Source organism: Terasakiella sp. SH-1, from assembly GCF_004564135.1.
Classification (GTDB): Bacteria; Pseudomonadota; Alphaproteobacteria; order Rhodospirillales; family Terasakiellaceae; genus Terasakiella.
This window is the reverse complement of sequence record NZ_CP038255.1, coordinates 2,841,400-2,865,829: the sequence shown is the minus strand read 5'-3', so window position 1 is coordinate 2,865,829 and position 24,430 is coordinate 2,841,400. Positions and strand designations below refer to the sequence as shown.

Sequence of the window (24,430 nt, the reverse complement as noted above, 5' to 3'; positions counted from 1 at the left end):
GGCGCATGGCAGTTTTAGGCGTTCTTCATATTTTCCAGATAGTTATGAATGGTCTGGTTCAAATCATCGGCGTTATTTGAAACCTGTTTAGCAGAATTAAAGACCTCGTTTGACATACGTCCGGTTTCTTCATTGGCTTGGGCCACGCCTTCGATATTGTTGGAAACATCGCGTGTGCCGGTGGCGGCTTCATTGACATTGGCGCTGATTTCCTGTGTTGCGCTACCTTGTTGATCAATAGCCTGTGCCACATTATTTGTGACATCATTCATTTCGCCAATAGTATGGGTGACACTGGCAATGGCTTCTACAGCGCGTTCTGTATCGCCCTGAATGGTATTGATCTGGGCGGTAATGTCTTCTGTCGCCTTGGCCGTTTGGTTGGCAAGGTTTTTCACTTCAGAGGCCACAACAGCAAAGCCTTTCCCTGCTTCACCAGCACGGGCAGCTTCAATGGTGGCATTCAGGGCCAGCAGGTTGGTTTGTTCTGCGATATCCGTAATGATCTGGACAACTTCGCCAATTTTGTTGGCCCCATCAGCAAGCCCTTCAATTGTATGTTGGGCACTGTCAGCGTTGCTGGTTGCGGCATTGGCAATGGTGGCGGAATGTTCAACCTGACGGGAGATTTCCTGAATGGAGCTGGAAAGCTCTTCTGCAGCGGCGGCAACAGTTTCTACGTTTGATGTGGCTTGTGTTGCGGCAGAAGCCACCATGGTGGATTGCGTGCGTGATGTTTCAGTCGCTGCAGACATGGATTCAGCATGGTCTTCCAACCCTTTGGCGGCACTGGCCATGGTTTGGATGGAGGCTGCCACTTCATTTCTGAAAATGTCGGTAAGTTCAAGACGGCGAACGCTGGTGCGTTCACGCACACTTTGTTCAATGCCCTGTTTGGCCTGTTCCATATTCTGACGAATAATGGTTTCCTTGAAACTTTGAATCGCACGGGCCATTTCACCCAGCTCATCGGATTTATGGCGCCCGGCAATCATGGTTTCGGTATGGCCCTGCTCCAGACGTTCAATAGAAGAACGTAGCGAACGCAATGGTTTGACCACACTGTTGATCAGGATAACGGCAAAGGTAATGATAAAGACGGTCAGGATCAAACTAATCACCAGCAGGGTGGTAAAGGTTGTTTGTGCCTGACTGCGCACCTTCGCTGCTGTTTCAGACAGGGTTTTTGCCATGAAATTTTCTGTTTGTTTTAACAGATTGATTTTCTTGGTGATGGTATCAAACCACTGTGGACCACTGATCCCTTTCAGGTCATTGGTTGTCGGGCTGGAAATGGCAATTCGGCGCATTTCTTCAACCTGATCAACCGCTGCGCCGGTAATGGTTTGATTCATAAAGGCAAGGGTATCATCCGTTGCAAAAGAACGCGCCACATTCATATAGGTATTTTGAATGGCAATCAGGCTGACAAAATCTTTGAGCAAAGCCGGGGGGAATTTCCCCGTGCCAAATCCGGCGGACCCTTTGGCGCGTTCAATGCCTGCACGTTCTTTACTTTGCAAGAAGTTCACGAAGGTTGAAATCCGGTTGGACAGGGCTGGATCACGTGAAATTTTTGACATGGTTGCAATGGCGTTCAAAAGAGAAGAATTCAGTTTTGAATAATAGGCAACCTCTTGTGCAACGGTGAGTTCCTGTGCGCTGACTTTTTTGCGCATGGCGGGAAGCTGGTCAAGCAAGTTGCGGATCGCAGACATTTCTTTTTTCAGCCCAAGGCTATCACCAAGGTTTAAGGCATTGGGAAGAGGGGCATTTTTTTGGTCGGTGTTTTTGCGCTGGGCAATGACTTTATCGCCAAAAGATTTTCCTTTTGAGGCAAGGAAGCCCGCAGAGGTTCCGCGTTCTTTTTGCAGTTCGTGAACAAGGTTGGAGAAAGTTCCAGCCATCACGGATAGCTGTTCGATTTTTTCCATATCGTTCATGGTTGCGCGTTTTTCAAAAACAGCGTCCCCGGCGAAAAAGAGCAGGGCAATCAGGGGAATGATAGCCAGGGCTGCGATCCGGTCACGCAGTTTGAAATGGTCCAGAAAACGTGCAATGGCAGATTCATTGGTGATTTCAGAAGCCACCAGTCCGGCGCGTTCCAGGTCATCGCGCATTTTGTGGTCTTGATTGACAATATGATCAATGATCCAGCCATGCAGATAATGCAGGATATCTTTGGCAGTGACAGATTCGGGATCATGTTTGAATTTTTCAATGACTTTATAGAGATATTCAAGTGTGATCTTGTGGAATTTGAGGTGCTGTTCTGATTCCTCGCCACTTTGGGATTTGCGAATATATTCATTTTCCCGTTCAAAGTGGGCTTTGAGGTCAGAGCCGGTTTGAAGCAGGAGGCTGTGGATCTCATCGTTTGATGCATTGCGTTTGACACGTTCATTCATGTCATTGATGCGCCCAACCAGAAGTTTATGATCTTCGTCCAGTTGATCAATGCCTAGGTCAAATGCATGGTTCCAGTTGATGAGTACTTCAGTCTCGGTCGTCATTTTCGGCCCCCTCTAATTTACTTATTTACAATTTTGGGCGGCAGTATACGCGTACGTATCAATAAAATAAATAGGGAGATGGTACTTAAGGACAATCCACTAACATTTTTTGTCAATTAAATGTATGAAAGAGGCTGTACAGTTGTTCTTTTGCAGTCCCGCTGCGCCTAATACGTGTCCAGAGGCATTGCGACAGTCAAAAACAGCGGTGCCATCTTCGTGTAAAATGGTCGCATAATGGAATTCATGGCCGCGCAGGCGCTCCCCCTTTTTGGCAAAGGGGGTGTCAACCAGACAGGTGACATCACGATACCCAAGGTGAAGTTTGCGTTTGGCAAATGATGTATTCAGGTCCAGAATGCCGGCCATCTGGTGGGCTCGGCCTTCTTTGTCCGTAATGGTTTTACCCAAGACCATATAGCCCCCGCATTCCCCAAAAATTGTGGTGTTGTTTTGATGACGGGTGCGCAAAGCTTCTAGAAAATAGCTGTTTTGAGCAAGCTGTTCACAATGAAGTTCAGGGTATCCACCGGGAAGATAGATTGCATCACAGTCAGGATCTGGGGCTTCATTGCTTAAGGGGGAAAAAAAGCTGAAGCTTGCCCCCTGTTCTTGCCAATGGTGCAATAGGGCAGGATAGGCAAAGGCAAAAGCTTTATCCTTGGCAATGGCAATATTTTGGCCCAGGGGGGGGAAGAATGCGTTATTGGCTGAGGGGCTGGGCAGGGGCTTGGTTTGAGCAAGGCTGACCAGCTTGTCCAGATCAATATAGTTTTCAAGGAAATCAGCTGACTGATTAAGGAAGCTTTCCAGCTCAGGGTGCTCTTCGGCCAATACCAGCCCTAAGTGGCGTTCTGGCAGGGCGAGATCATTTTGGCGTGGGACAAAACCTAAGACGTCGATATGGGGGATGTGGCGCTCACACGCATTTTTCAGCAATTGAATATGGCTCGGTCCCCCGACCTTATTAAAAATCACCCCTTTGACATGAACGTCGGGGTCAAAGGTGGCAAATCCGTGAATGAGGGCTGCTGCTGATGTGGCTTGGGCATTGGCATCAATCACCAAGACAACAGGCCAGCCGGTTCTGCGTGCAATATCAGCAGGGGAGCCATCTTTGTTAGACGGGCTATCTGCTGGCAGGGTTGCCCCGTCAAACAGGCCCATGACTCCCTCGCAGATAATCAAATCAGACTGGTCTGATAGATTGTGCAGAGTGTGAAACAAGGTATCTTCACGCATGGCCCAGCCATCAAGATTAGGGCACAGTCGTTTGGTTGCGGCACCATGAAAGGCCGGGTCGATATAATCCGGGCCAACCTTGGCGGAACTGACAGAAACTCCCCGGCGTTGCAAGGCACGCAAGCTTCCCAATGTGATGAAGGTTTTACCGCTGTTGGAATTGGGGGCGGCAATAATCAGACCTGTGGTACTCAACGGATATAGGCTTTCAGTTTTTCAGCCATTTCTTCCGGTGTAATGCCATGGGGGAAATGGGTGACATATTTCCCATCCGGCCCCATCAGATATTGAAAGGCGGAATGGTCCATCAGATATTCATCAGCTGGTTTGCCTTCTTCAACAACTTTTTTGTAATAGACCTTATAAGCTTTGGCTGCTTTATCTGTTTGTTCTTTGGTTCCGCTCAGACCTACAAGGCTTTCATGGAAGTGTTTGACATATTCCCCCATGATTTCCGGGGTGTCGCGTTCCGGGTCTACGGTGAAGAAATAGGACACGACCTTGTTGGATTTACGCATGGGGATCAGCTCAAGGGCGGTGGCCATGGTTTGCAAACCCGTGGGACAAACATCAGGGCAGAAGGTATAGCCAAAATAAATCAGGCTATAGGTGCCCAGCATGTCTTTATTGGTGATGGTATTGCCCTTTGGGTCAACCAGTTCGAATTCCCCACCAATGGCAACTTCGCCTGTGGTTTGGGCAACCGGGTCTTCCAGCAGTTGTGGCAGGCGCAATGTAATGCCGACAACCAGAAAAATCGCTGCACAGGCAAAGTAAAGCAAAATTCTTGAACGAGACCCCATCAGATCACCTTTTAAATTATTGAACCAATGTCCAGGCCAGATAGGCCAGAACGCCAGCATTAATGATTAACAGCATCGGCGCAAGGTCTGTCACAACCTTTTGCCATTTTTGCCCGGCCATATGACCGACAAACCCCACCACCATCAGGCTGGGCACGGTCCCAAGGGCAAAGGCAGCCATGCCAAAAGCTCCGGCAAGAAAATCACCTGTCGCCCCGGCAGCAGCCAAAGCACCATATAGGAGGCCGCAGGGCAAAAAGCCAAGGCCAATTCCTAGAAAATAGCCATTCAGTCCTACCGGGCGGGCAAAAAATGGCTTTAAAATGCGCCCAAGACCAAGGGAGAGGGCACTTTCCGGTGATGTGGACTTACTGCCAAATAAAGCCAAGCCGGGAAAACTGACACCCAACCGTTTCAAGGCGTAGCCTAAAAAGAACAGGGCGGCAAAGGCGAGGAGGGCAGCAGAAATCCATTTCATCCCGCTAAATTGAATAGCCCCTTGGGCCAATAGTCCGACACACAGGCCCAAGATGATATAGGTTGTCATGCGCCCAAAATGATAAGGGAGAAGGGCTGCACCACTGAGCCGTTTAAATTCTGACATTTCAGACAGGCTGATGGTTTCCAGGCGGGCGGTGACTTGCGACAGCACAAAGGGCGCGCACATGCTGATACAGTGGGTGGCACTGCCCACCAGCCCAGCTGTAAAAAGGGTCAACAGCAAGCCGCCATTATCTTCGACCACAACCGTACAATGAGCCAAGCCAGCTTGCACCATGGTCATCAACAGGAGTTCTGATTCCATCTAGAAACACTCCGTCAATTGTTGCCTCAGGGCCACGGTTGGGCCAATGATAAACAGGGCGGGGGCCTTGATGTTGGTTTTGCTTAAATCTTTGACGCAGCTGCCCAGTGTGGTGTCACAGGTTTGCTGCTCAGGTGTGGTGGCTTTGGACACAACACAGACAGGCTCATCAGCTTGTCGCCCGGCCTTGAGCAGTTCAGCCTGAATTTTATCCACATGTTTCATGGGCATGTAAAAAACAATCACCGGGGAGCTTTTGGCCAATGCTTGCCAGTCCACAGCAGGAACCTGACCGGAGGTATCATGGCCGGTGACAAAGCTGATGACCTGATTGGATTGCCCGTCACTGACCGGAATACCGGCATAGGCACTTCCCGCAATACCGGCACTGATGCCCGGTATAATACGCACCTCAATATTTGCATTTAGAATCGGCAGAGCTTCTTCAGCACCGCGCCCAAAGACGAAGGGGTCCCCGCCTTTGAGGCGTAAAACCTTATGGCCGGCACGCGCCAGCTCGATCAGGCGCAGGGTGATGTCTTTTTGTTTTGCAGATGTGGCCTGCCCACCACGTTTGCCCATGGCTTCCAGTTTTGCATGGGGGGCGGCAAGGGCAAGAATGGCTGGATCGACCAGAGCATCATGCACAATCACATTGGCCTGTTGCAGCGCGTGATAGGCAAAAAGGGTCAAAAGCTTGGGATCACCAGGTCCGGCCCCCACCAGCCAGACTGTGGCCGGGGCAAATTCAGGGAAGGTGATATCTGCGAAATTTTCCATGGGCCAAGTGATAGCCCGAAAAGCAATTCATGACAAATGATTCAAAATGCTTATTTTGGTTTTATGGAAAAGAAAGAACTCAGAAAAGGATGGACCACCGGGGCTTGTGCCACCGCAGCGGCACGTGCAGCCTTTAGCGCCTTGTGCCGTGGGGCGTTTCCTGACCCGGTGGAGATTGTTTTACCAAAAGGACAGACGCCATCTTTTTGCCTGAACCGTCAGGAGTTGGGGGCGCAATATGCCTGGGCCTCTGTTATCAAGGATGCCGGGGATGACCCGGATATTACCCATGGGGCTGAAATCTGTGTGCGTGTTGAATGGGGAGCGCAAAGCTCTGGTATTGTTTTTAAAAATGGGGAGGGGGTTGGCCTTGTGACAAAACCGGGTTTGCCACTGGAGATCGGGGAACCTGCCATTAATCCTATGCCGCGCCAGATGATTGTTGAAAACCTTAATGCGGTGAAATCAAACCCGGATGTGATTGTCACCGTGTCCATTACTCATGGGGAAAAGCTGGCTGAAAAGACCATGAACCCGCGTTTGGGCATTATGGGGGGGCTGTCGGTATTAGGGACAACCGGGGTGGTGGTACCTTATTCCTGTTCGGCCTGGATCCATTCCATTCATCGCGGCATTGATGTGGCAAAGGCCAGTGGCATCACCCATATTGCAGCAACGACGGGATCAACCTCTGAGAAAACCGCTTGTCAACTTTATGATTTTGATCTTTCCGCTTTGATTGATATGGGGGATTTTGCAGGTGGTGTCTTGAAATATGTGCGTCAAAATCCGGTTGAAAAACTCACCTTATGTGGTGGATTTGCCAAATTTTGTAAGCTGGCCCAAGGGGAAATGGACCTGCATTCCTCACGCTCACGCGTTGATTTTGAACAATTGGCCCAATGGATGAAAGAAGCTGGGGCTGATCATGATTTACAAGAAAAAGCCAGAGAGGCGAATACAGCCTTGGAAGTGCTGGAACTGTCAATCGCCCATGAGATTGGCTTGGCAGATTTAGTAGTGCACCGGGCAAAAGAGGTTGCGCAGGCAATTGTCTCTGGTCATTGTGAAATTGAAGTGATTGCCGTGAACCGAAAAGGGGAGGTTGTTGGACATGTCGGCTAAAAAACTCCTGATATTGGGGGGAACGGGCGATGGGGCGGCTTTTGCCCGTCGTGCCCATGCCCATTATGGTGATCGTGTTGAAATTATCATTTCCTATTCTGGCATCACAGGCCATCAACCGGACTTGCCCTGTGCGGTGCGCGTCGGTGGCTTTGGTGGCATGGGGGGGCTGATTGATTATATCAAGGCCGAATCCATTACTCATATGGTTGATGCCACCCATCCTTATGCGGAAAAAATATCACATCATGCCTATGGGGCAGCGTTTGAAACCGAAACCCCGCTGGCCGTCTTGTGGCGTGAAGAATGGCGCGCTGATTTGAAAGACCGATGGCTGGATGTGGATGATATGGACGCTGCCGTCAGGGCGGTGGAACAGTTTGGTCGAAAAACACTGATCACCACAGGTATCAAGGACGTATCTGCTTTTGCTGAGCTTGATGAGGATATTTCCCTTGTGGTCCGGTTGGTGAACGAGCCAAAAGAGGATCTTGCGTTGAACAATTATGAGATGGTGATTTCACGTCCGCCTTATGATGTGGAAAAAGAACGCCAACTGATTCGCGATTATCATATTCAGGTGATGGTCAGTAAAAATAGTGGCGGGGCAGCGACCTATGCCAAAATTGAAGCGGCACGGGCAGAAGGTATTGGTGTAATTATGATCAAACGCCCGCCGCTGGAGCCACTGGATTATATCAGTGAACCCGATGAAATGCTGGAATGGCTGACAGTTCACGGTTTGTAAGGGGCTGAAACTAAAAGTAGAATTTGCCAGCTATGCGTGAGGCGCATTGCTGCGCTGCAAAAAATCCAATTGTGAAAAATTATTGCTTTGACTAAGTCTGGTTCAAAGATTTTACCAATATATTTGGATCAGGATTTATCATGCTTTTGCGTTATCCCATCACTTCTTACGGTAGCCACCATGTTGAACTGACTGGCGGTTTGCTGACACGTTTTGAAGATTTCATCATTGCGAAATTTGCCAAGCTGAAAGAAAAAAGCCGTGTGCGTTATGAGTTGGACATTATGTCTGACCGTGAACTGGCTGACCTTGGCCTGCAACGCACCGATATCGCGTTGATCGTTGACGGCACTTACAATGCTGAACAAGATCAGCGTCGTTAATCGGCACTTAAATTGGGAAGCGCAAGCGCGCTCTTAAGCCGCCTTGTGGGGAGGTTGATAATTGAATATCTCCCCCATGGGTGCGCACCACGTCACGGACAATGGAAAGTCCAAGCCCAACGCCACCGGTTTGGATGTTGCGTGATTTATCAAGTCGGAAAAACGGCTTGAAAACCTCTTCATATTGTTCTTCAGGAATGCCGGGGCCATCATCATCAATGGTGACTTCGATCATGTCGTTGCGTTGACCTAAACGAACTGAAACATGATCACCATATCGTGTGGCATTTTCCACCAGATTGGTTACACAGCGTTCAAAGGCATTGGGGCGCACTTGAAGATAAATCAGTCCTTCACTGTGATAATCAACAGCCCCACCTTTACGTTTGGCGCGTGTCACAATGGTGTGGATCAGGCCAGAGAGATTGGTTTCGATGGTTTTTTCCCCGCCTTCTCCACGGGCAAAGGCAAGATAGCCTTCCAGCATATGTTCCATTTCGTGGATATCGTCACTCAGGTCTTTGATGTCGTCATGATCCCCCATCATGGCCAGTTGCAGCTTCATACGGGTCAGTGGGGTGCGCAGGTCATGGGAAACACCAGCCAGCATATGGGTGCGTTGTTCAATTTGGCGTTCAATCCGCCCTTTCATCATCAAAAAGGCGGTGGCAGCTTGGCGCACCTCACGTGCCCCTTCGGGTTTAAACCGTTCCACATTTTGGCGTTTACCAAAGGCATCGGCTGCGCGTGCCAGTCTGCGAATAGGGCGCACCTGATTGCGCATAAAAATAATCGCTACACCAAAGAGCAAAAGCGAACTGCCCAGCATCCACAGCACAAAGACATAGGTGGTGGAGCTAAACAAACGTTTGCGCAGGGCGGTGACGGCAAGAATTCCATCGCTGAGCTGGACCTCAATCGTCAGGTGTTTGCTATCTGGTGGAGCAATAATGTGAAAGGGAAGGCCGACACGTTCTTCAAGGGCCAACAGGAAAAAAGGATCGGGGATACTACCTTGGATAATCTCTTTTGAATTGGACAAGATTTCTCCGGGGCGCACTTCCGTCTCCATATTGAAGCGGTTTCTGGAAATTTCAAAGGCCCGCTTGTGTCCTTCTGCGGTGGGGTTATCGCGTACCAGATCAACCATGACCCCCACATCACCGGCCAGTCCACGGGCCAGATATTTTGAGACTTTATCCCAATGGGCTTCATAAAAAATAAAGGCGGAAATCACTTGCAGCAATACCATTGGTACCACAAGGATCATCAAGGATCGGCCCAACAGGCTGCGGGGCAGGATGCGTTTGATCAGTTTTTCCATAACTTAACCGGGCCTGAGGACATAACCCTGACCGCGCACGGTTTGCAGGAAGCGCGGCAGTTTCGGGTCGTCTTCGATTTTACGGCGCAGGCGTGTGACCTGCACATCAATGGTGCGATCATTGCCATCAATACCGGAAAGTTCCGCCAGTTTTTCCCGGCTTAAAATTGTACCGGATTGTTCAACGAGAATGACGAGCAGGCTGGCTTCTGAAGAGGTCAGGTGAATTTGTTCATCAGCACGCATTAAGGTATGGCGCTGGGGATCAAACTGTAACTCGCCTAATTTAATGGTTTCAGCTTCTTCTTTCGGGCTACTGCGGATCACCCGTTTCAGGACATTGTTGATGCGCAACACCAGTTCGCGGGGCTCAAATGGTTTAGTGAGGTAATCTTCGGCCCCGCATTCCAAGCCATTGATCCGGTCTTCGCTTTCGCTCATGGCGGTGAGCATAAGAATCGGGGTGTCGTTTGTTTGCTTAAAGTCCTGTGCAAATTCAAGTCCGCTTTCACCCGGCATCATCAGGTCCAGCACAATCAGGTCAAATTCCAGCAGGCTGAGTTTTTTGCGTGCATCAAGGGCATCTTCAGCGATAGAAACATTAAAGCCATTTTCACTGAGAAACTTTTTCAGCAAACGGCGCAAGCGTTCGTCATCATCGACAACAAGGATATGGGGCTGTTCATCAATCATTGTGGCAGTATGCCATTGTCCGGGGATGGATCAACCCAATTTGTCTATATCCTGCTCGCTTTCCTTAAGGTGGGCAAAACGCTCTTTCTCATCGGTGATCCCCATCAAGACTTTACGAAAGCCTTCAACCGCATCAGCACCTGCCAGGCGATAGGCTTCGGCAATACGGCGGCTTTGGCTGTGGGAAAGTTCCTGTTCCAGCTTTTGGCCCTTGGTGGTTAAATAAAGCAAGCGTTGACGGCGGTCATTCACCCCTGTGCGTTGTTCGATAAAACCTTCCTCCACCAGTTGACTGAGCACGCGTGACAGGCTTTGTTTGGTAATGGACAAGATATGCAGCAAGTCTTTGACGGACATGCCCGGTTCACGGCCCACAAAATAGATGACCCGGTGATGGGCGCGTCCAAAATTATAGGATTCGAGGATTTCATCGGCTTCGCAGGTGAAATCGCGATAGGCAAAGAAAAGAAGCTCCATCGCTTGGCGGAGTTCTTCTTCGCGCAAAAACAAAGGGTTGGCGCGTCTTTTGATATCAGACATGGTCAAACCATTTTTTAAATTACGTCAGCATTGTTGACATATATGCCAGAAACGCGTACAAGAGGCAACATCATTTATGATGATCGCTGTATAAACGTAATTTTATTACAAAAGAAGAGAAAAACCATGTCTAACCTTTCTTTTGACGATCGTGACGGTACGATCTGGCACGACGGTGAAATGATTCAGTGGCGTGACTCCAAAGTTCACGTTCTTTCCCATGCTCTGCACTATGGCTCCTCTGTTTTTGAAGGTATCCGTGTTTACGGTGGTAACATCTTCAAACTGAGAGAACATAACGAGCGCCTGATTGAATCTGCAAAAATCCTCGGTTTCGAAATCCCTTACACTGTGGAAGAAATCGACGCGGCAACAGAAAAGGTCGTCAAAGAAAATAACATCGTGGACGGTTATATCCGCCCGGTGGCTTGGCGTGGTTCTGAAATGATGGGTGTGTCAGCCCAGCAAAATACCATTCACCTGGCAATTGCGGCGTGGGAATGGCCGTCTTATTTTGATCCAGAAGCCCGCATGAAAGGCATTCGTCTGGACCGTGCTGAATATCGCCGTCCAGACCCGATGACCGCGCCCAGCAAATCCAAGGCTGCTGGCCTGTATATGATCTGTACCCTGTCCAAACATGCGGCAGAAGGAAAAGGCTATCACGATGCCTTGATGCTCGATTGGCAAGGCCGTGTGGCAGAAGCTACAGGTGCAAACGTCTTCTTTATCAATAAGGAAGGCCAAATCCACACCCCGATCGCGGATTGTTTCCTGGACGGGATCACGCGCCGCACGGTGATTGATCTGGCGAAAGCGCGTGGCTATGAAGTGATCGAGCGTCGCATCATGCCCGAAGAAATGGGTGACTTTGAAGAATGCTTCCTGACTGGTACAGCGGCGGAAGTCACACCTGTTGCTGAAATCGGTGAATATACCTTCACACCGGGTGAGATGTCTCGCCAGTTGGTGGAAGATTATGACCGCACAGTTCGTGGTCAAGAGCTGGAAGCAACAAGCGCAGCTTAAAGCCACCGATATAAAAGACTTCGTTTTTCAAGCCTCTGTCCTGTCATGGGACAGGGGCTTTTTTATATAGCTAAACTAGGGTCAGGACCTATTAATCAAAATTACTCGGGATTTGCTATATGGTGGGGATTTGTTTGATCCAGTCGATAAAAGCGCTGACTTTTTGCATCTTCTTTTTTCTGGCCGTGGTGACAAGATAATAGCCACGCTGACTTTGGATTGAGGGACCAAAGGGGGAGATCAGCTTCCCAGTTTGAAGCTCTTCCTTGATATACATATTAGGGATGATGGCGATGCCAAGACCGGATAGGGTCGCGCGGATCATCATGGAAAATGTTTCAAAATTTGGCCCCGTGATACTGGATTTAGGCTGCACGTTTTGGGCTTTTAGCCATTCGGCCCAAGCATATTGGCGGGTCTGAAGGCTCAGTAAGGTATAGTCTAAAACAGATGAGGCCGTGATTGTATTGCATCGTGCAATCAGGCTTGGCGCACAGACAGCAACGACTTTTTCATCTACTAATTTCTCAGTTTCCACATCAGGCCAGTTGCCATCGCCATGTTGAATCGCCACATCAATATCCTGGACTTTAAAATCGAAGGGCTCCAGCCCGGTCATCAGGTTGAACTGGATTTCCGGGTTCTTTTGAGTGAAGTCATTGAGGTGGGGAATAAGCCTGCGTGAGCCAAAGGTGGGAAACGTTCCCACATTCAGGCGCGTGTCATTTTGATCCTTGGTCAGGAGCTTGAGGGTTTCCTGTTCCAGCTCATTAAGTTGTGCGGTGATCGCTCTGGCATATTTCGCTCCCTCTTCGGTGAGACTTAGGCGTTTTTTGATACGGAGAAACAGCGTTGTTTGAACAAAGTCTTCCAGATTGCGCACCTGACGACTGACTGCACTTTGGGTCAGGTTGAGTTCTTCAGCCGCACGGGTGAAGTTCAGGTGGCGGGCAGAAGCCTCAAAACAAAGCAGGGAGGTATAAGTCGGAAGATGGCGTCTCATAATATAACCATTCAAAAAATGAATGAACTAATGAAAATATATCGCTTTATAGGTGGGTTTTCATCCTTAAAATGAATGATAGATGATAATTTGAATCAAAGGACAGATGAATGGCGAGCACAACAGCTTTTCAATGGGATGACCCGTTTTTGTTGGACCAACAGCTTAGCGAAGAAGAACGTCTAATCCGCGATAGTGCCCATGAGTTTTGTCAGGAAAAACTTATGCCGCGCATTTTAGAGGCGAACCGTCATGAACGTTTTGACCCTGCAATTATGCGCGAATTTGGCGCACTGGGGTTGTTGGGGGCAACCTTGCCGGAAAAATATGGCTGTGCGGGGGTAAACCATGTGTGTTACGGGCTGGTGGCCCGTGAGGTGGAACGGGTGGATTCCGGTTATCGATCTGCCATGTCGGTGCAGTCTTCCTTGGTCATGCATCCGATCTATGCCTATGGTACAGAAGAACAGCGTATGAAATATCTGCCGAAACTGGCAACGGGTGAATTGATCGGTTGTTTTGGTTTAACCGAACCGGACCATGGGTCTGATCCGGCCAGTATGAAAACACGGGCAGAAGCCGTGGACGGGGGGTACCGTTTAACAGGCAATAAAATGTGGATTACCAATTCTCCCATTGCGGACCTTGCCATTGTCTGGGCTAAGCTGGCTGGTGAAATCCGTGGCTTTATTGTGGAGCGTGACACCGAAGGTTTCTCAACCCCGAAGATTGAGGGTAAAATGTCCTTGCGTGCTTCTATCACTGGCGAGATTGTGCTGGATAATGCTTTCGTGCCCGAAGAAAACCTGATGCCCAATGTGAAGGGACTGGCCGGTCCCTTTGGCTGTTTAAACAAGGCGCGTTATGGCATTGCCTGGGGGGCGTTAGGGGCTGCGGAATTTTGCTGGCATGCGGCGCGTCAATATGGGCTGGATCGAAAACAGTTTGATAAACCCTTGGCGCAAACCCAGCTGTTCCAACGAAAACTCGCAGATATGATAACTGACATATCATTTGGCCTGCAAGCAGCCTTACGGGTGGGGCGTTTGATGGATGAAGATAACTGCGCGGTTGAAAATATCTCCATGATCAAGCGCAATAATGTGGGCAAGGCACTGGATATTGCCCGAATGGCCCGTGATATGCACGGCGGGAACGGTATTTCAGATGAATTTCATGTTATTCGTCATATGGTGAATTTGGAAACGGTCAATACTTATGAAGGCACCCATGATATTCATGCCTTGATTTTGGGTCGGGCACAGACTGGATTGCAGGCGTTTTTCTAATGACAGGGGCGCTTTCACATATCCGGGTCCTTGACCTCTCACGCGTTCTGGCCGGGCCATGGGCAAGTCAGACATTAGGGGATATGGGCGCTGATGTGATTAAGGTGGAACGCCCCGGTGTTGGCGATGATACCCGCCATTGGGGGCCACCCTTTGTGGGGGATACGGCCGCTTACTTTCTTTCCTGTAATCGCAATAAGAAATCACTCGCCCTTGATTTCACAACAGAAGAAGGCGCACAGATTATTCGTGATCTGGTGGCCCAATGTGATGTGGTGATTGAAAACTTTAAAGTCGGGGGTTTGCAAAAATATGGGCTGGATTATGCCAGCTTGAAAAAAATCAAACCCGATTTGATCTATTGTTCCATCACGGGCTTTGGTCAAACCGGACCTTATGCTCATCGTGCAGGATATGATTTTCTGATCCAAGGGATGGCTGGGCTCATGTCGGTGACGGGATCACCCCAAAGCGGCCCGATGAAAGTGGGTGTCGCCTTGGCTGATATTATGACCGGGCTTTATGCGAGCATTGCCATTCAAGGGGCGTTAATTCATCGAGACCACAGCGGGATTGGGCAGCATATTGACCTATCCTTGCTTGATGTGCAGGTTGCCACGATGGCCAATCAGGCGCTGAATTATCTTGCCAGTGGGGTGGCACCGGGGCTTTTGGGCAATGCGCATCCCAATATTGTACCTTATCAGGCGTTTGCCACATCTGATGGGCATATCATTTTAGCTGTTGGCAATGATAAGCAGTTCCAAAGCTTTTGCCGTGTTGCGGGGTTAAAAGGTTTGTTGGAAGATGAACGCTTTATACGTAATGAAGATCGGGTGAAACATCGCACGGACCTGGTGACATTTATCAGTGGAGTGATGAAACAGCATTCACTGGATTGGTGGCTGGAAAAATTGGAAGAAGCAGGGGTTCCCTGTGGCCCCATCAATACGATGGAACGTGTGTTTGATGATCCGCAAGTCCAACATCGCGGACTTGAGTTGGATCTTGAGGGGACACCAGGGGTCGCCAATCCCATCCATTATAGTGAAAGCCCGATTGTTTATGAAAAACCACCCCCTCAATTGGGGCAAGATGGTCCAGCGGTCTTGCAGGATTTGTTAAAAATGACGTCCGATGAATTAAAACGCTTGGCGGATAAGGGCGTTATTGGTATTTGAGTTTATGCAATGGACCATAAAGACAGAAGCTGACTGCCCCCTACCTGAAGATTTAATCTTGGGGCTGGTTACGCGCGCATTGGGGGAAAACTGGACCACGAAATCATCCCATCAGCTCCGTCTGGGGCGCGATCCCCTTCTTGATCTGTCTCTTGTCGCTTTTTTAGAGGATAAATTGGTCGGGACGGTGCGTCTTTGGCCCATTCAGGCTGGTGAGGCTGGGGATGCCTTGTTGCTTGGCCCTCTAGCCGTTGACCCAACCTTGCATGGACTGGGGCTGGGCAAAGCCATGTTGCACTGTGTGATTGATCTGGCAACAGCGGCGGGACATGGGGGGATTGTGCTGGTCGGAGATGCACCTTATTATGAACGGGTGGGCTTTAGCGCCAAGCCGACCTGGCATTTGCGCATGCCGGGTCGTTATGACCAAAACCGCTTGTTGGGCTATGAGCTTAAAGCTGGGTATCTCAGCGGCTATGAAGGTGTGATTACCCGTTAGCTTTCACAACCTTGGCTGCACAGGTTTTGACTTCTGGAATTTTCCCAAAAGGGTCAAGTTGTGGGTTGGTTAAAAGGTTGGCAGCAGCTTCTTTAAAGCAAAAAGGAATAAACACCATGCCGGGGGGGATGTCCCGGTCTGCACGGGCATGAATGTCAAGCTTGCCACGCCGTGTTGTCACGGTGATCAGGTCGCCAGCCTCAATTTTCATATTGCCCATATCTTTGGGGTGCAGGCTGGCAACAGGGGTTGATTCAATTTTATCCAGAACGCCTGCGCGTCGGGTCATTGCCCCGGTGTGCCAATGTTCCAGCATCCGCCCTGTTGTTAAAACAAAAGGATAGTCCCCATCAGGCACTTCGTCCGGGGCAACAAGATCGGTGGGCACGATGCGGCCCTTGCCACTTTCTGTCGGGAAACCATCACCAAACAAGACGGACTGGCCGTTGGGATAGGTGATGCTGTTTTCATTTTCCAGACGTTCCCATGTAATACCGGCAAGGGAAGGCATGAGGTGAAGCATTTCCGCATAAACCTCTTTTGCCCCTTGATAGGACCAGTTGAGGCCAAGACGTTTGGCAATTTCACAAATAATCCACAGGTCTTGTCGGGCGTCACCGGGCGTTGGGACGGCTTGTCGGCCCAACTGGACCTGACGGTTGGTATTGGTAAAGGTCCCCGTTTTTTCAGGGAAAGCACTGGCAGGCAGGATGATGTCTGCATACATGGCTGTTTCGGTCAGGAAAATATCCTGAACCACCAAATGGTCCAGCATTGCTAAAGCTTTGCGCGTTTTATTGGCATCCGGGTCAGACATGGCCGGGTTTTCTCCCATGATATACATGGATTTGATTTTCCCTGCCTGAATGGCATGCATGATTTCAATGACCGTCAGCCCCGGTTCTGGATCAAGGTCTGTTTCCCAGAAGTCTTCAAAGTATTGATGGGTTTTTGGATCATTGACGGGCTGATAGTTCGGATAAACCATGGGGATCAAGCCACTGTCAGAAGCCCCTTGTACGTTATTTTGTCCACGTAAGGGATGCAGCCCTGTTCCTTCCCGTCCAATCTGGCCTGTGATCAGGGCAAGAGTGATAAGGCAACGGGCATTATCCGTGCCATGCACATGTTGTGTGACCCCCATGCCCCAGAAAATGATAGAACGTTCTGCTGTGGCATAAGCACGCGCAATTTCCTTGATCTCTTCGGCTTCGATACCACAGATTGGGGACATCTCCTCAGGAGAGAAGTCTTTGATTTTATTGCACAGTTTATCAAAGTCTTCTGTATGCTGATTAACATATTCAGGATTAACAAGGTCCTCCTTGATAATCGTGTGGATCATGGCATTGAGCAAGGGAACATCACAACCGGACTTGAATTGAACCATATGGTCGGCAAAACGGGTCATGCCCTGGCCGCGTGGGTCCATCACCACCAGCTTGGCTCCTTGCTTGACGGCTTCTTTGATGTAAGTGGCGGCAACCGGGTGGTTTTGTGCGGGTCTTGATCCTATGATAATTATCATATTTGCCTTAAGCACATCCATAAAAGGGGCACTTACGGCAGCAGAGCCGATCCCTTCCATGAGTGCGGCAACCGATGAGGCATGACACAGCCGTGTACAGTGATCTACATTATTGGTGCCAAAACCTGTGCGGATCAGCTTTTGGAAGAGATATGCTTCTTCATTAGACCCTTTGGCAGACCCAAATCCGGCAAGCTCATTGGGCTGAAAACGTTGAAAACCTTCTGCGGTTTTTGCCAAAGCTTCTTCCCAGCTCGCTTCCCTGAAATGGGTTAACGGGTTGGCCGGATCAATTTCTTCTTTGAGGGCATCTTCTTTACGTATCAAAGGACGGGTTAGACGCTGGGGATGATGGATATAGTCAAAGCCGAAACGCCCTTTGACACAGAGTTTGTTTTCATTGGCAGGGCCGTTGCGCCCTTCAACCCGGATCAGGCGATCTTCCTTGATATAATAGGTCAACTGACAGCCGACCCCACAGAAAGGACACAGGGAGTTAACGCTACGGTCTTCATCCCCGCTCAGAATGGTTTTTCCTGTTTGTGGATCACGGGGCAGGAGCGCCCCTGTCGGGCAGGATTGCACACATTCACCGCAAGCGACACAACTGCTGTCAAAGACAGGGTCTTGTTGATCAAAATTGATGGTGCTGTGACTGCCCCGTTTTGCCATGCCCAAGACATCATTGCTTTGCAGGTCCTGACAGGCACGCACACAGTTGGTGCAATGAATACAGGCTTCCAGATTAACGGCAATGGCGGGGTGGGAGATATCTGTTGTTGCTGTTTTTGTTTTTCCAAAGCGTGAGCTGGCGACGCCGACATCATCGGCCATTTTCCAGAAATGAGAGGCAGGGTCCGGGCATTCCCCGCGTGCAGGCATATCAGCAAGCAGCAGTTCCATCACCATTTTGCGTGATTTCATCACCCGTTCAGAATGGGTATGAACCACCATGCCCTCGGTTGGTTTTCGCATGCAGGCCGCAGTGAGTGTGCGTTCTCCTTCCACTTCCACCACACACAGGCGGCAGTTGCCATCGGCTTTGTTATATTGGTGATAGCCGGAACAGAGGTGAGGCAAGGGCGTGCCTTCACGTTTGGCAATATCAAACAGGCTTTCATCATCACGGACGGTGATTTGTTTGTCGTTCAGGATAAAGGAGGTCATTTAAAAATCCTCCGTAAAATAGGTCAGGGCTGTGAGCAAGGGGTTAGGCGCTGCTTGCCCAAGGCCGCAGATCGAACTGTCTTGCATGACTTCACATACTTCTTTTGCAAGCTCTTGATCCAGGTCGCTGTGTAACATATGACTGAGCTTTTCACAGCCAACCCGACAAGGGGTACATTGCCCACAGCTTTCATGATTAAAGAAATCCATCAGGTTTTGCACAACCGATTTTATATTATCGTGATCGGACAGGACAATGACGGCAGCAGACCCAATAAAACAGCCGTGTTTTTCCAATGCGCCAAAACTCAGGGGCAAATTGGCCTTATGGGCTGGAAGGATGCCACCTGATGCCCCGCCGGGCAGGTAGGCTTTAAAGTGATGGCCTGCCAGCATCCCACCGCCAAAAATTTCAATCAGTTCTTGTGCGGTAATATCAATCGGGGCTTCATAAACGCCGGGTTTATTGATTCGGCCAGATAAGGAATAAAACCGTTTTGATCCGGCCTCAGGCCCGTTTTGCAGAATATCTTGGACTCGCCACAGGGTTTCCACATTATTGACCAAAGTTGGGCGACCAAACAGGCCAGCTTGGGCGGGGTAGGGGGGCTTGATGCGCGGCAGGCCGCGTTTGCCTTCCAGACTTTCCAAAAGGGCAGTTTCTTCCCCGCAAATATAGGCCCCGGCCCCCCGGCGCAGGTGAATGTTAATGTCGCCTGCTTCTGTGATCTTTGGCAGTTCGGCTTGTAGCATCTGACGAATGGGGCCATATTCATCACGCAAGTAAAGATAGATATCACTGGCCCCAATGACATGGGCGGCAATCAAGGCCCCCTCTATGACCTTATGTGGGTTTGTTTCCAGGCAATGACGGTCCTTGAAGGTGCCGGGTTCCCCCTCATCTGCATTGATGACCAACACAGGTGTGGTTTCAGCATTAAGTAAAAAACGCCACTTATCAGCCACGCGAAAGCCCGCCCCGCCAAGGCCGCGTAAGTTGGCCTGATCCAGTTGTTTCAGAATCTCCTCCCCTTGATCTTTATAAGCGAGCAAGGTTGCGTAACAATATTTCTCATAAGGAATGTAATCGGGTAAGGTGGCACCTTTGGTCATGTGGACCGGGGCCTGATCACAACGCCCAACACAGGGGACGCCACTTCCTGTTCCTTTCCCAAATAGGGAACAGGTCAGGCCGGTGCAGTGTTTGTCAGCAGGCGGTGCTCCCTCAATATAAAAATGAGCATAGAAACTGGCAACTTCATAGACTTGGGCCTGCGTCAGTTTCATCACGTCGGCAAGGGCAGCGATGTGGTCTTTGCTTAAACAGCCAAAATGATCCTGTACGCGATGCAGGTTTTCAATCAGCAAATCACGCCGTTTGATATCATTACCCAGCAGATCTGCAATCTGATCACTTAAGTCTTGGTCAACCTGACGGCCTTTGGGGAAGAAACGTTTTTTCATGTCAAATATCCAGTTTAACCCCTGTTTTCTTACAGACGGTGCGCAAGGCAAAGCTGGAACGGATGCGTGCAACACCGGGCAGGCGGGAAAGATAATGGCGATGGATATGTTCATAACCTTCTGGTCCGGCACACGCAATGCGCAAGAGATAATCTGCATCCCCAGACATGAGATAACAACCGCGCACATCCGGGCAATCAATGACGGCGCGTTCAAAAGCATCAACGGTTTCTTCGCTTAGGTTTGCCAGTGTGATTTCGGCAAACACATTGGTTGGCTTGCCCACCGCAGCCTGATTGACCAACATGGCGTAACCTTCGATAAATCCATCATCTTCCAATCGTTTCACCCGGCGCAGGCAGGCTGATGGCGACAGGTTCACCGCTTCGGCCAAGTCCGCATTGCTCATACGGCCATCGCGTTGCAGGTGGGTCATGATCTTACGATCTATCGTATCAAGCTGTTCCATATGAATAAAATTCGATAAATTATATGATTAACTAAATATAATTCGAATATATTGTCATTTTTCAGATGATTTTAACAGCAAATTCGACTCACCTTGATATAGGCTTGTTCATAACAAATATATGAATAGGAAGCCCTTGTTTTGGTTAGGAGAAATGCAATGCTGATTGGTGTTCCAAAAGAGATTAAAAATCATGAATATCGTGTTGGCCTGACGCCGAGTTCCGTGCGTGAAATGACCCATCACGGACATGAAGTTCTGGTGGAAACCAATGCAGGTGTTGGCATCGGCTGTCATGACGCCGATTATGAAAAGGCCGGGGCCAAGATCGTTGGAACCGCTGCTGAAATCTTTGATCGCGCTGAAATGATTATCAAGGTGAAGGAACCACAAAAGGTTGAATATGAACAACTGAGTGAAGATCAGCTTCTCTTTACCTATCTTCATCTTGCCCCGGACCCAGACCAAACGGCTGGGCTGGTCAAATCTGGGGCAACCTGCATTGCCTATGAAACCATTACCGATGCGCAAGGTGGTTTGCCTTTGCTGGCTCCCATGTCAGAAGTTGCCGGGCGCATGTCTATTCAGGTTGGGGCCGCTGCCCTTCAAAAGGCCAATGGTGGGCGCGGTGTTCTTCTTGGTGGGGTACCGGGGGTGCAACCGGGCAAAGTCGTGGTGATTGGCGGCGGTGTTGTGGGAACGAACGCAGCGCGCATGGCCATGGGACTAGGTGCGGATGTGACGGTTTTGGATCGTTCCATCAAACGGTTGGCCTATCTGGATGATGTCTATGGCCCGCGCCTGAAAACCCAATATGCCAGTGTGGATGCGACAGAAGAGCTGGTTTACGGGGCTGATTTGGTTGTGGGGGCTGTGTTGGTCCCCGGTGCCGCCGCGCCAAAATTGATCCGCAAAGATCAACTGTCTTCCATGAAACGCGGTTCAGTGATTGTAGATGTGGCGATTGATCAAGGCGGCTGTTTTGAAACGTCCAAAGCCACTACTCACCAAGATCCGACTTATATTGTGGATGATGTGGTGCATTATTGTGTGGCGAATATGCCCGGTGCTGTCGCGCGCACATCAACCTTTGCCCTGAACCACGCCACCTTGCCTTTTGCCTTGGCCTTGGCGGACAAGGGCTGGGCGAAAGCGTGCGCCGATGATGCGCATCTGCTTAATGGGTTAAATGTCCATCAGGGGCGTGTGACCTATAAGGCAGTCGCTGATGATCTCGGCTATGACTATCAGGACCCGACAAGCCTGCTTTAAATAAAGAAACGTCGTCCTCGCGCATGCGGGGACCTCTCTCTCTGTGGAAAAAGGTCCCCACGCTCATAAGGACGACGGTTATTCTTTAGAAGTGGTACGTCAAGGCGATGTTGGATGTCATCGTCGTTGGTGCAAATGTGTCTTCGCTGATGGTATATTCGAAATCTTCAAACTTGGTATGTTTTGTTTCGATACGTGCACTTACATTTTCGGTGAGGAAATATTCAAGACCGAGACCAAAGGTCACACCGTTGAGCCAGCGGTGCATTTCTGAATTGGACCCTTTGCCTTGGTCGAATTCAGCACGGCTGACGCCAGCCAAAATATAAGGCAAGGTTCTATCGGAAAGTTTATATCCTAAGCGAGCCAGAGCAGAATATTCATTCCGGCGCACCATGCTCACAGTATTTGCACTGAGATATTGGAAATCATCTTTTGGGGTATAGGCATAGGCCAGTTCACCACCAAGATAGAAATCGTTCAGGGTTAAGCCATAGCCGCCTTTTAAGCCATATTCAGTGCTGACACCGCCAAGCATGTTTTCGGGATTATTGGCTTCGTTGGTTTTTGCATCATAGTCTGTACCGCCATAGCCAAGGGAGGCCCCGGCATAAAAACCATCAAATTTTCCGATGACAGGATCTTGTTTGACAGAAGCTGCATCTCCCCCAAAAGCGTATTTTACACCCACTTTAAAGAGGTTATTTTCGATGCTTTCAAAGGTTCTTGCATGAAAAGTATAATTTTGAAAATTTGTTCGATTATATTCCAAATTCAGGCTTAAATTATCGCTCAGGGCGACATCGGTTCCCAGCCCCCAGGTGACGCCATAGCGTGTTTTGTGTTCAGTCTGATTTATGCTTCGTTCATTGAAGAAAAAGCGGCCAATGGCGAGACCAGCTTCTCCGTAGACAGAAACCGATTCATCAAGCAGGTAGCCAAATTTCCCGGTCAGGGCAGTGCGTCTTTTTATTTCAATTTCGTGGAGAGAAGGGACATATTCCTTATCTCCACTCGCGCGATCTTTACTGATAGCATGTTCAATTTCGCCACCCCAGACAAAGCGATCATAAAAGCCCGTGTAACCGACCATCAGGCTGGCTTCTGGACCATGACCAAAGCCAGCGCCCCGATAGGGAAAGTATTTGTAATCACTGGTCGAGTTTGACAGGCCGATAGACGCCCCCACGTAAGGTCCGTCTTTTAAGGCAGCGCCTTCTGCATAGGCTGTTGATGCCAAGAGAGAAGCAGATAGGGCCAGACCGAGCCCTTTTGTTATTGTTTTCATTATTACCCCGAAATAAAAACTTATGAAACTCAGGCGTTCATAGCATAAAAAATCCCCCCCTATGTTAACAGGGTGTTAACAGTACCGTTTTTTTTAAACAAATTGCCCGGCACACCAGCCTGACGCCCAGGCCCATTGGAAGTTATAACCCCCTAAATGTCCGGTCACGTCAACAACTTCACCAATGAAGTAGAGGCCGGGGACTTTCTTGCTTTCAAAGGTTTTAGACGATAGTTCGTTCGTATCCACCCCGCCGCGCATGACCTCGGCAGTGCGGTAGCCTTCCGTCCCACTAGGCAGCAGTTGCCAGGCGTTGATAGAAGTCGCGAGTGTTTGCAGTTTTTTATCGGATAAATCAGCCAAATTACCTGCGCAGGCTGATTGTTCGACAAGGCGTTGAGCCAGACGTTTGGGCAAAATTTGTGAGAGGACCTTTTGTGCCCCTTGTTTGGGCTGCTCGAGCTTTGTTTGTTTGAGCAGGGTAAACACATCTGTATCTGGGGCAAGATTGATCTCAACCATTTGCCCCGGTGTCCAATAAGAGGATATTTGTAAAACAGAGGGCCCGCTGATCCCTTTATGGGTAAAGAGCAGGGCTTCGCGAAATTCGGTTTTGCCGACTTTGACCGTCGCCTCCAGGGCAATTCCTTGGAATCCGGAAAGCTTATCGCGGGTTTCCTGATCAAAGGTGAAGGGGACAAGGGCTGGGCGGGGGTGAATGACATTCAGCCCCATTGTTTCAGCGAGCTTCAGGCCAAAGTTTGTTGCCCCGATCTTGGGGATGGACAGGCCCCCTGTGGCAATGACCAAATGGGCACATTCGATTTCATCAGAATCGGTCATGACCAGAAATCCGTCTTCGGTCTTGCTCACCCCTTCGACTTTTGTATTCAGACGGATTTCGGCACCTGCCTTGTGACATTCGGTTTGCAACATGTCGATGATCTGCTGGGCGCTGTCATCACAGAACAACTGGCCGTGGTCGCGCTCGTGATAGGTGATGTTATAGTCACTGATCAGGCTGATGAAATCCCAATTTGTGTAGCGTTTCAGCGCGGACTTACAAAAATGTGGATTTTCAGACAGGTAGTTTTTGGGCTGGATATCCATATTGGTGAAATTACAGCGCCCGCCCCCGGAAATACGGATTTTTTCGGCAAGTTTTTTACTATGGTCAATCACCTGTGTGTGACGACCGCGTTGGGCGGATTGGGCAGCGCACATCATGCCAGCAGCACCCGCACCGATGATGAGAACATCCGTTTTTATTATGCTCATGAAAGCC

22 protein-coding genes are annotated in these 24,430 nt (G+C 49.6%); 8 read left to right on the top strand and 14 right to left on the bottom strand.

What is annotated here, in order from left to right:
• Positions 1-14: 14 nt before the first annotated feature.
• From E4K71_RS13430 to cobA, 5 genes are all read right to left on the bottom strand, one after another.
• Positions 15-2,513 carry a nitrate- and nitrite sensing domain-containing protein gene (locus tag E4K71_RS13430; protein WP_135080415.1) on the bottom strand — a complete coding sequence of 833 codons (2,499 nt, stop codon included), beginning with the start codon at positions 2,511-2,513 and terminating at the stop codon, positions 15-17.
• 99 nt (positions 2,514-2,612) lie between these two features.
• Positions 2,613-3,950 carry a cobyrinate a,c-diamide synthase gene (locus E4K71_RS13425; protein WP_135080413.1) on the bottom strand — a complete coding sequence of 446 codons (1,338 nt, stop codon included), beginning with the start codon at positions 3,948-3,950 and terminating at the stop codon, positions 2,613-2,615.
• On the bottom strand, positions 3,947-4,558 hold the full coding sequence (locus tag E4K71_RS13420; RefSeq protein ID WP_135080411.1) for an SCO family protein: 612 nt from the start codon (positions 4,556-4,558) through the stop codon (positions 3,947-3,949). The genes E4K71_RS13425 and E4K71_RS13420 overlap by 4 nt, the downstream gene beginning before the upstream one ends.
• 16 nt (positions 4,559-4,574) lie before the next feature.
• Positions 4,575-5,363 (bottom strand): sulfite exporter TauE/SafE family protein, encoded by a 789-nt coding sequence (locus E4K71_RS13415; RefSeq protein ID WP_135080409.1) that lies wholly within the window; start codon positions 5,361-5,363, stop codon positions 4,575-4,577.
• Positions 5,364-6,143 (bottom strand): uroporphyrinogen-III C-methyltransferase, encoded by a 780-nt coding sequence (gene cobA / locus E4K71_RS13410; protein ID WP_135080407.1) that lies wholly within the window; start codon positions 6,141-6,143, stop codon positions 5,364-5,366.
• A 36-nt stretch (positions 6,144-6,179) separates the two neighbouring features.
• Here cobA and E4K71_RS13405 point away from each other — a divergent pair, with 36 nt between their 5' ends.
• The 3 genes from E4K71_RS13405 to E4K71_RS13395 all read left to right on the top strand — a co-directional run bounded on the left by E4K71_RS13405 (position 6,180) and on the right by E4K71_RS13395 (position 8,399).
• Entirely contained in the window at positions 6,180-7,268 is a 1,089-nt protein-coding gene (locus tag E4K71_RS13405) for a cobalt-precorrin-5B (C(1))-methyltransferase (protein ID WP_240796810.1), read from the top strand.
• A complete protein-coding gene (locus E4K71_RS13400) occupies positions 7,258-8,016 on the top strand; it encodes a cobalt-precorrin-6A reductase (protein ID WP_135080405.1) in 759 nt (252 codons plus the stop codon). Before E4K71_RS13405 ends, E4K71_RS13400 begins: the two co-directional genes overlap by 11 nt.
• Before the next feature lie 140 nt (positions 8,017-8,156).
• On the top strand, positions 8,157-8,399 hold the full coding sequence (locus E4K71_RS13395) for a DUF1127 domain-containing protein (protein WP_135080403.1): 243 nt from the start codon (positions 8,157-8,159) through the stop codon (positions 8,397-8,399).
• Between the two features lie 7 nt (positions 8,400-8,406).
• On the opposite strand, the gene E4K71_RS13390 is transcribed toward E4K71_RS13395, so the two are convergent.
• The 3 genes from E4K71_RS13390 to E4K71_RS13380 are packed head-to-tail and all read right to left on the bottom strand — an operon-like array spanning position 8,407 to position 10,956.
• Positions 8,407-9,723 carry an ATP-binding protein gene (locus tag E4K71_RS13390; RefSeq protein ID WP_135080401.1) on the bottom strand — a complete coding sequence of 439 codons (1,317 nt, stop codon included), beginning with the start codon at positions 9,721-9,723 and terminating at the stop codon, positions 8,407-8,409.
• A 3-nt stretch (positions 9,724-9,726) separates the two neighbouring features.
• Positions 9,727-10,416 carry a response regulator gene (locus E4K71_RS13385; protein WP_135080399.1) on the bottom strand — a complete coding sequence of 230 codons (690 nt, stop codon included), beginning with the start codon at positions 10,414-10,416 and terminating at the stop codon, positions 9,727-9,729.
• A gap of 30 nt (positions 10,417-10,446) precedes the next feature.
• Entirely contained in the window at positions 10,447-10,956 is a 510-nt protein-coding gene (locus tag E4K71_RS13380) for a MarR family transcriptional regulator (RefSeq protein ID WP_135080397.1), read from the bottom strand.
• 126 nt (positions 10,957-11,082) lie between these two features.
• Here E4K71_RS13380 and E4K71_RS13375 point away from each other — a divergent pair, with 126 nt between their 5' ends.
• Positions 11,083-11,985 carry a branched-chain amino acid aminotransferase gene (locus E4K71_RS13375; RefSeq protein WP_135080395.1) on the top strand — a complete coding sequence of 301 codons (903 nt, stop codon included), beginning with the start codon at positions 11,083-11,085 and terminating at the stop codon, positions 11,983-11,985.
• 115 nt (positions 11,986-12,100) lie between these two features.
• Here the strand turns inward: E4K71_RS13375 and E4K71_RS13370 are convergent, their stop codons facing one another.
• Complete coding sequence (locus E4K71_RS13370; protein WP_135080393.1) at positions 12,101-12,988, bottom strand: LysR substrate-binding domain-containing protein; 888 nt, start codon at positions 12,986-12,988, stop codon at positions 12,101-12,103.
• A gap of 110 nt (positions 12,989-13,098) precedes the next feature.
• Between E4K71_RS13370 and E4K71_RS13365 the strand changes: the two genes are divergently transcribed.
• Genes E4K71_RS13365 through E4K71_RS13355 form a run of 3 tightly spaced genes read left to right on the top strand, consistent with a single transcriptional unit; the run spans position 13,099 to position 15,957 of the window.
• The gene (locus tag E4K71_RS13365) at positions 13,099-14,277 is read left to right on the top strand and encodes an acyl-CoA dehydrogenase (RefSeq protein ID WP_135080391.1); all 1,179 of its coding nucleotides are present in this window, start codon (positions 13,099-13,101) and stop codon (positions 14,275-14,277) included.
• Positions 14,277-15,458 (top strand): CaiB/BaiF CoA-transferase family protein, encoded by a 1,182-nt coding sequence (locus E4K71_RS13360; RefSeq protein WP_135080389.1) that lies wholly within the window; start codon positions 14,277-14,279, stop codon positions 15,456-15,458. Before E4K71_RS13365 ends, E4K71_RS13360 begins: the two co-directional genes overlap by 1 nt.
• Positions 15,459-15,462: 4 nt before the next feature.
• Entirely contained in the window at positions 15,463-15,957 is a 495-nt protein-coding gene (locus tag E4K71_RS13355) for an N-acetyltransferase (RefSeq protein ID WP_135080387.1), read from the top strand.
• On the opposite strand, the gene fdhF is transcribed toward E4K71_RS13355, so the two are convergent.
• From fdhF to E4K71_RS13340, 3 genes are read right to left on the bottom strand one after another with little or no spacing between them, the layout of a single operon-like run.
• Positions 15,947-18,652, bottom strand: coding sequence for a formate dehydrogenase subunit alpha (fdhF, locus tag E4K71_RS13350; RefSeq protein WP_135080385.1), 2,706 nt, complete (start codon positions 18,650-18,652; stop codon positions 15,947-15,949). The two genes, E4K71_RS13355 and fdhF, sit on opposite strands and share 11 nt — an antisense overlap.
• Positions 18,653-20,116, bottom strand: a complete 1,464-nt coding sequence (locus tag E4K71_RS13345) for an NADH-ubiquinone oxidoreductase-F iron-sulfur binding region domain-containing protein (RefSeq protein ID WP_206201909.1) — start codon at positions 20,114-20,116, stop codon at positions 18,653-18,655.
• A 1-nt stretch (position 20,117) separates the two neighbouring features.
• Positions 20,118-20,585: an Lrp/AsnC family transcriptional regulator gene (locus E4K71_RS13340; protein ID WP_135080383.1), complete on the bottom strand. Its 468-nt coding sequence runs from the start codon at positions 20,583-20,585 to the stop codon at positions 20,118-20,120.
• A gap of 159 nt (positions 20,586-20,744) precedes the next feature.
• On the opposite strand from E4K71_RS13340, the gene ald reads away from it, so the two are divergent.
• The gene (gene ald / locus E4K71_RS13335; RefSeq protein ID WP_135080381.1) at positions 20,745-21,857 is read left to right on the top strand and encodes an alanine dehydrogenase; all 1,113 of its coding nucleotides are present in this window, start codon (positions 20,745-20,747) and stop codon (positions 21,855-21,857) included.
• Between the two features lie 85 nt (positions 21,858-21,942).
• Here ald and E4K71_RS13330 read toward each other — a convergent pair whose 3' ends face one another.
• Together E4K71_RS13330 and E4K71_RS13325 are read right to left on the bottom strand one after the other, a co-directional pair.
• The gene (locus E4K71_RS13330; RefSeq protein ID WP_135080379.1) at positions 21,943-23,145 is read right to left on the bottom strand and encodes an outer membrane beta-barrel protein; all 1,203 of its coding nucleotides are present in this window, start codon (positions 23,143-23,145) and stop codon (positions 21,943-21,945) included.
• Positions 23,146-23,238: 93 nt separating this feature from the next.
• Positions 23,239-24,423, bottom strand: a complete 1,185-nt coding sequence (locus E4K71_RS13325; RefSeq protein WP_135080377.1) for an NAD(P)/FAD-dependent oxidoreductase — start codon at positions 24,421-24,423, stop codon at positions 23,239-23,241.
• Positions 24,424-24,430: the final 7 nt, after the last annotated feature.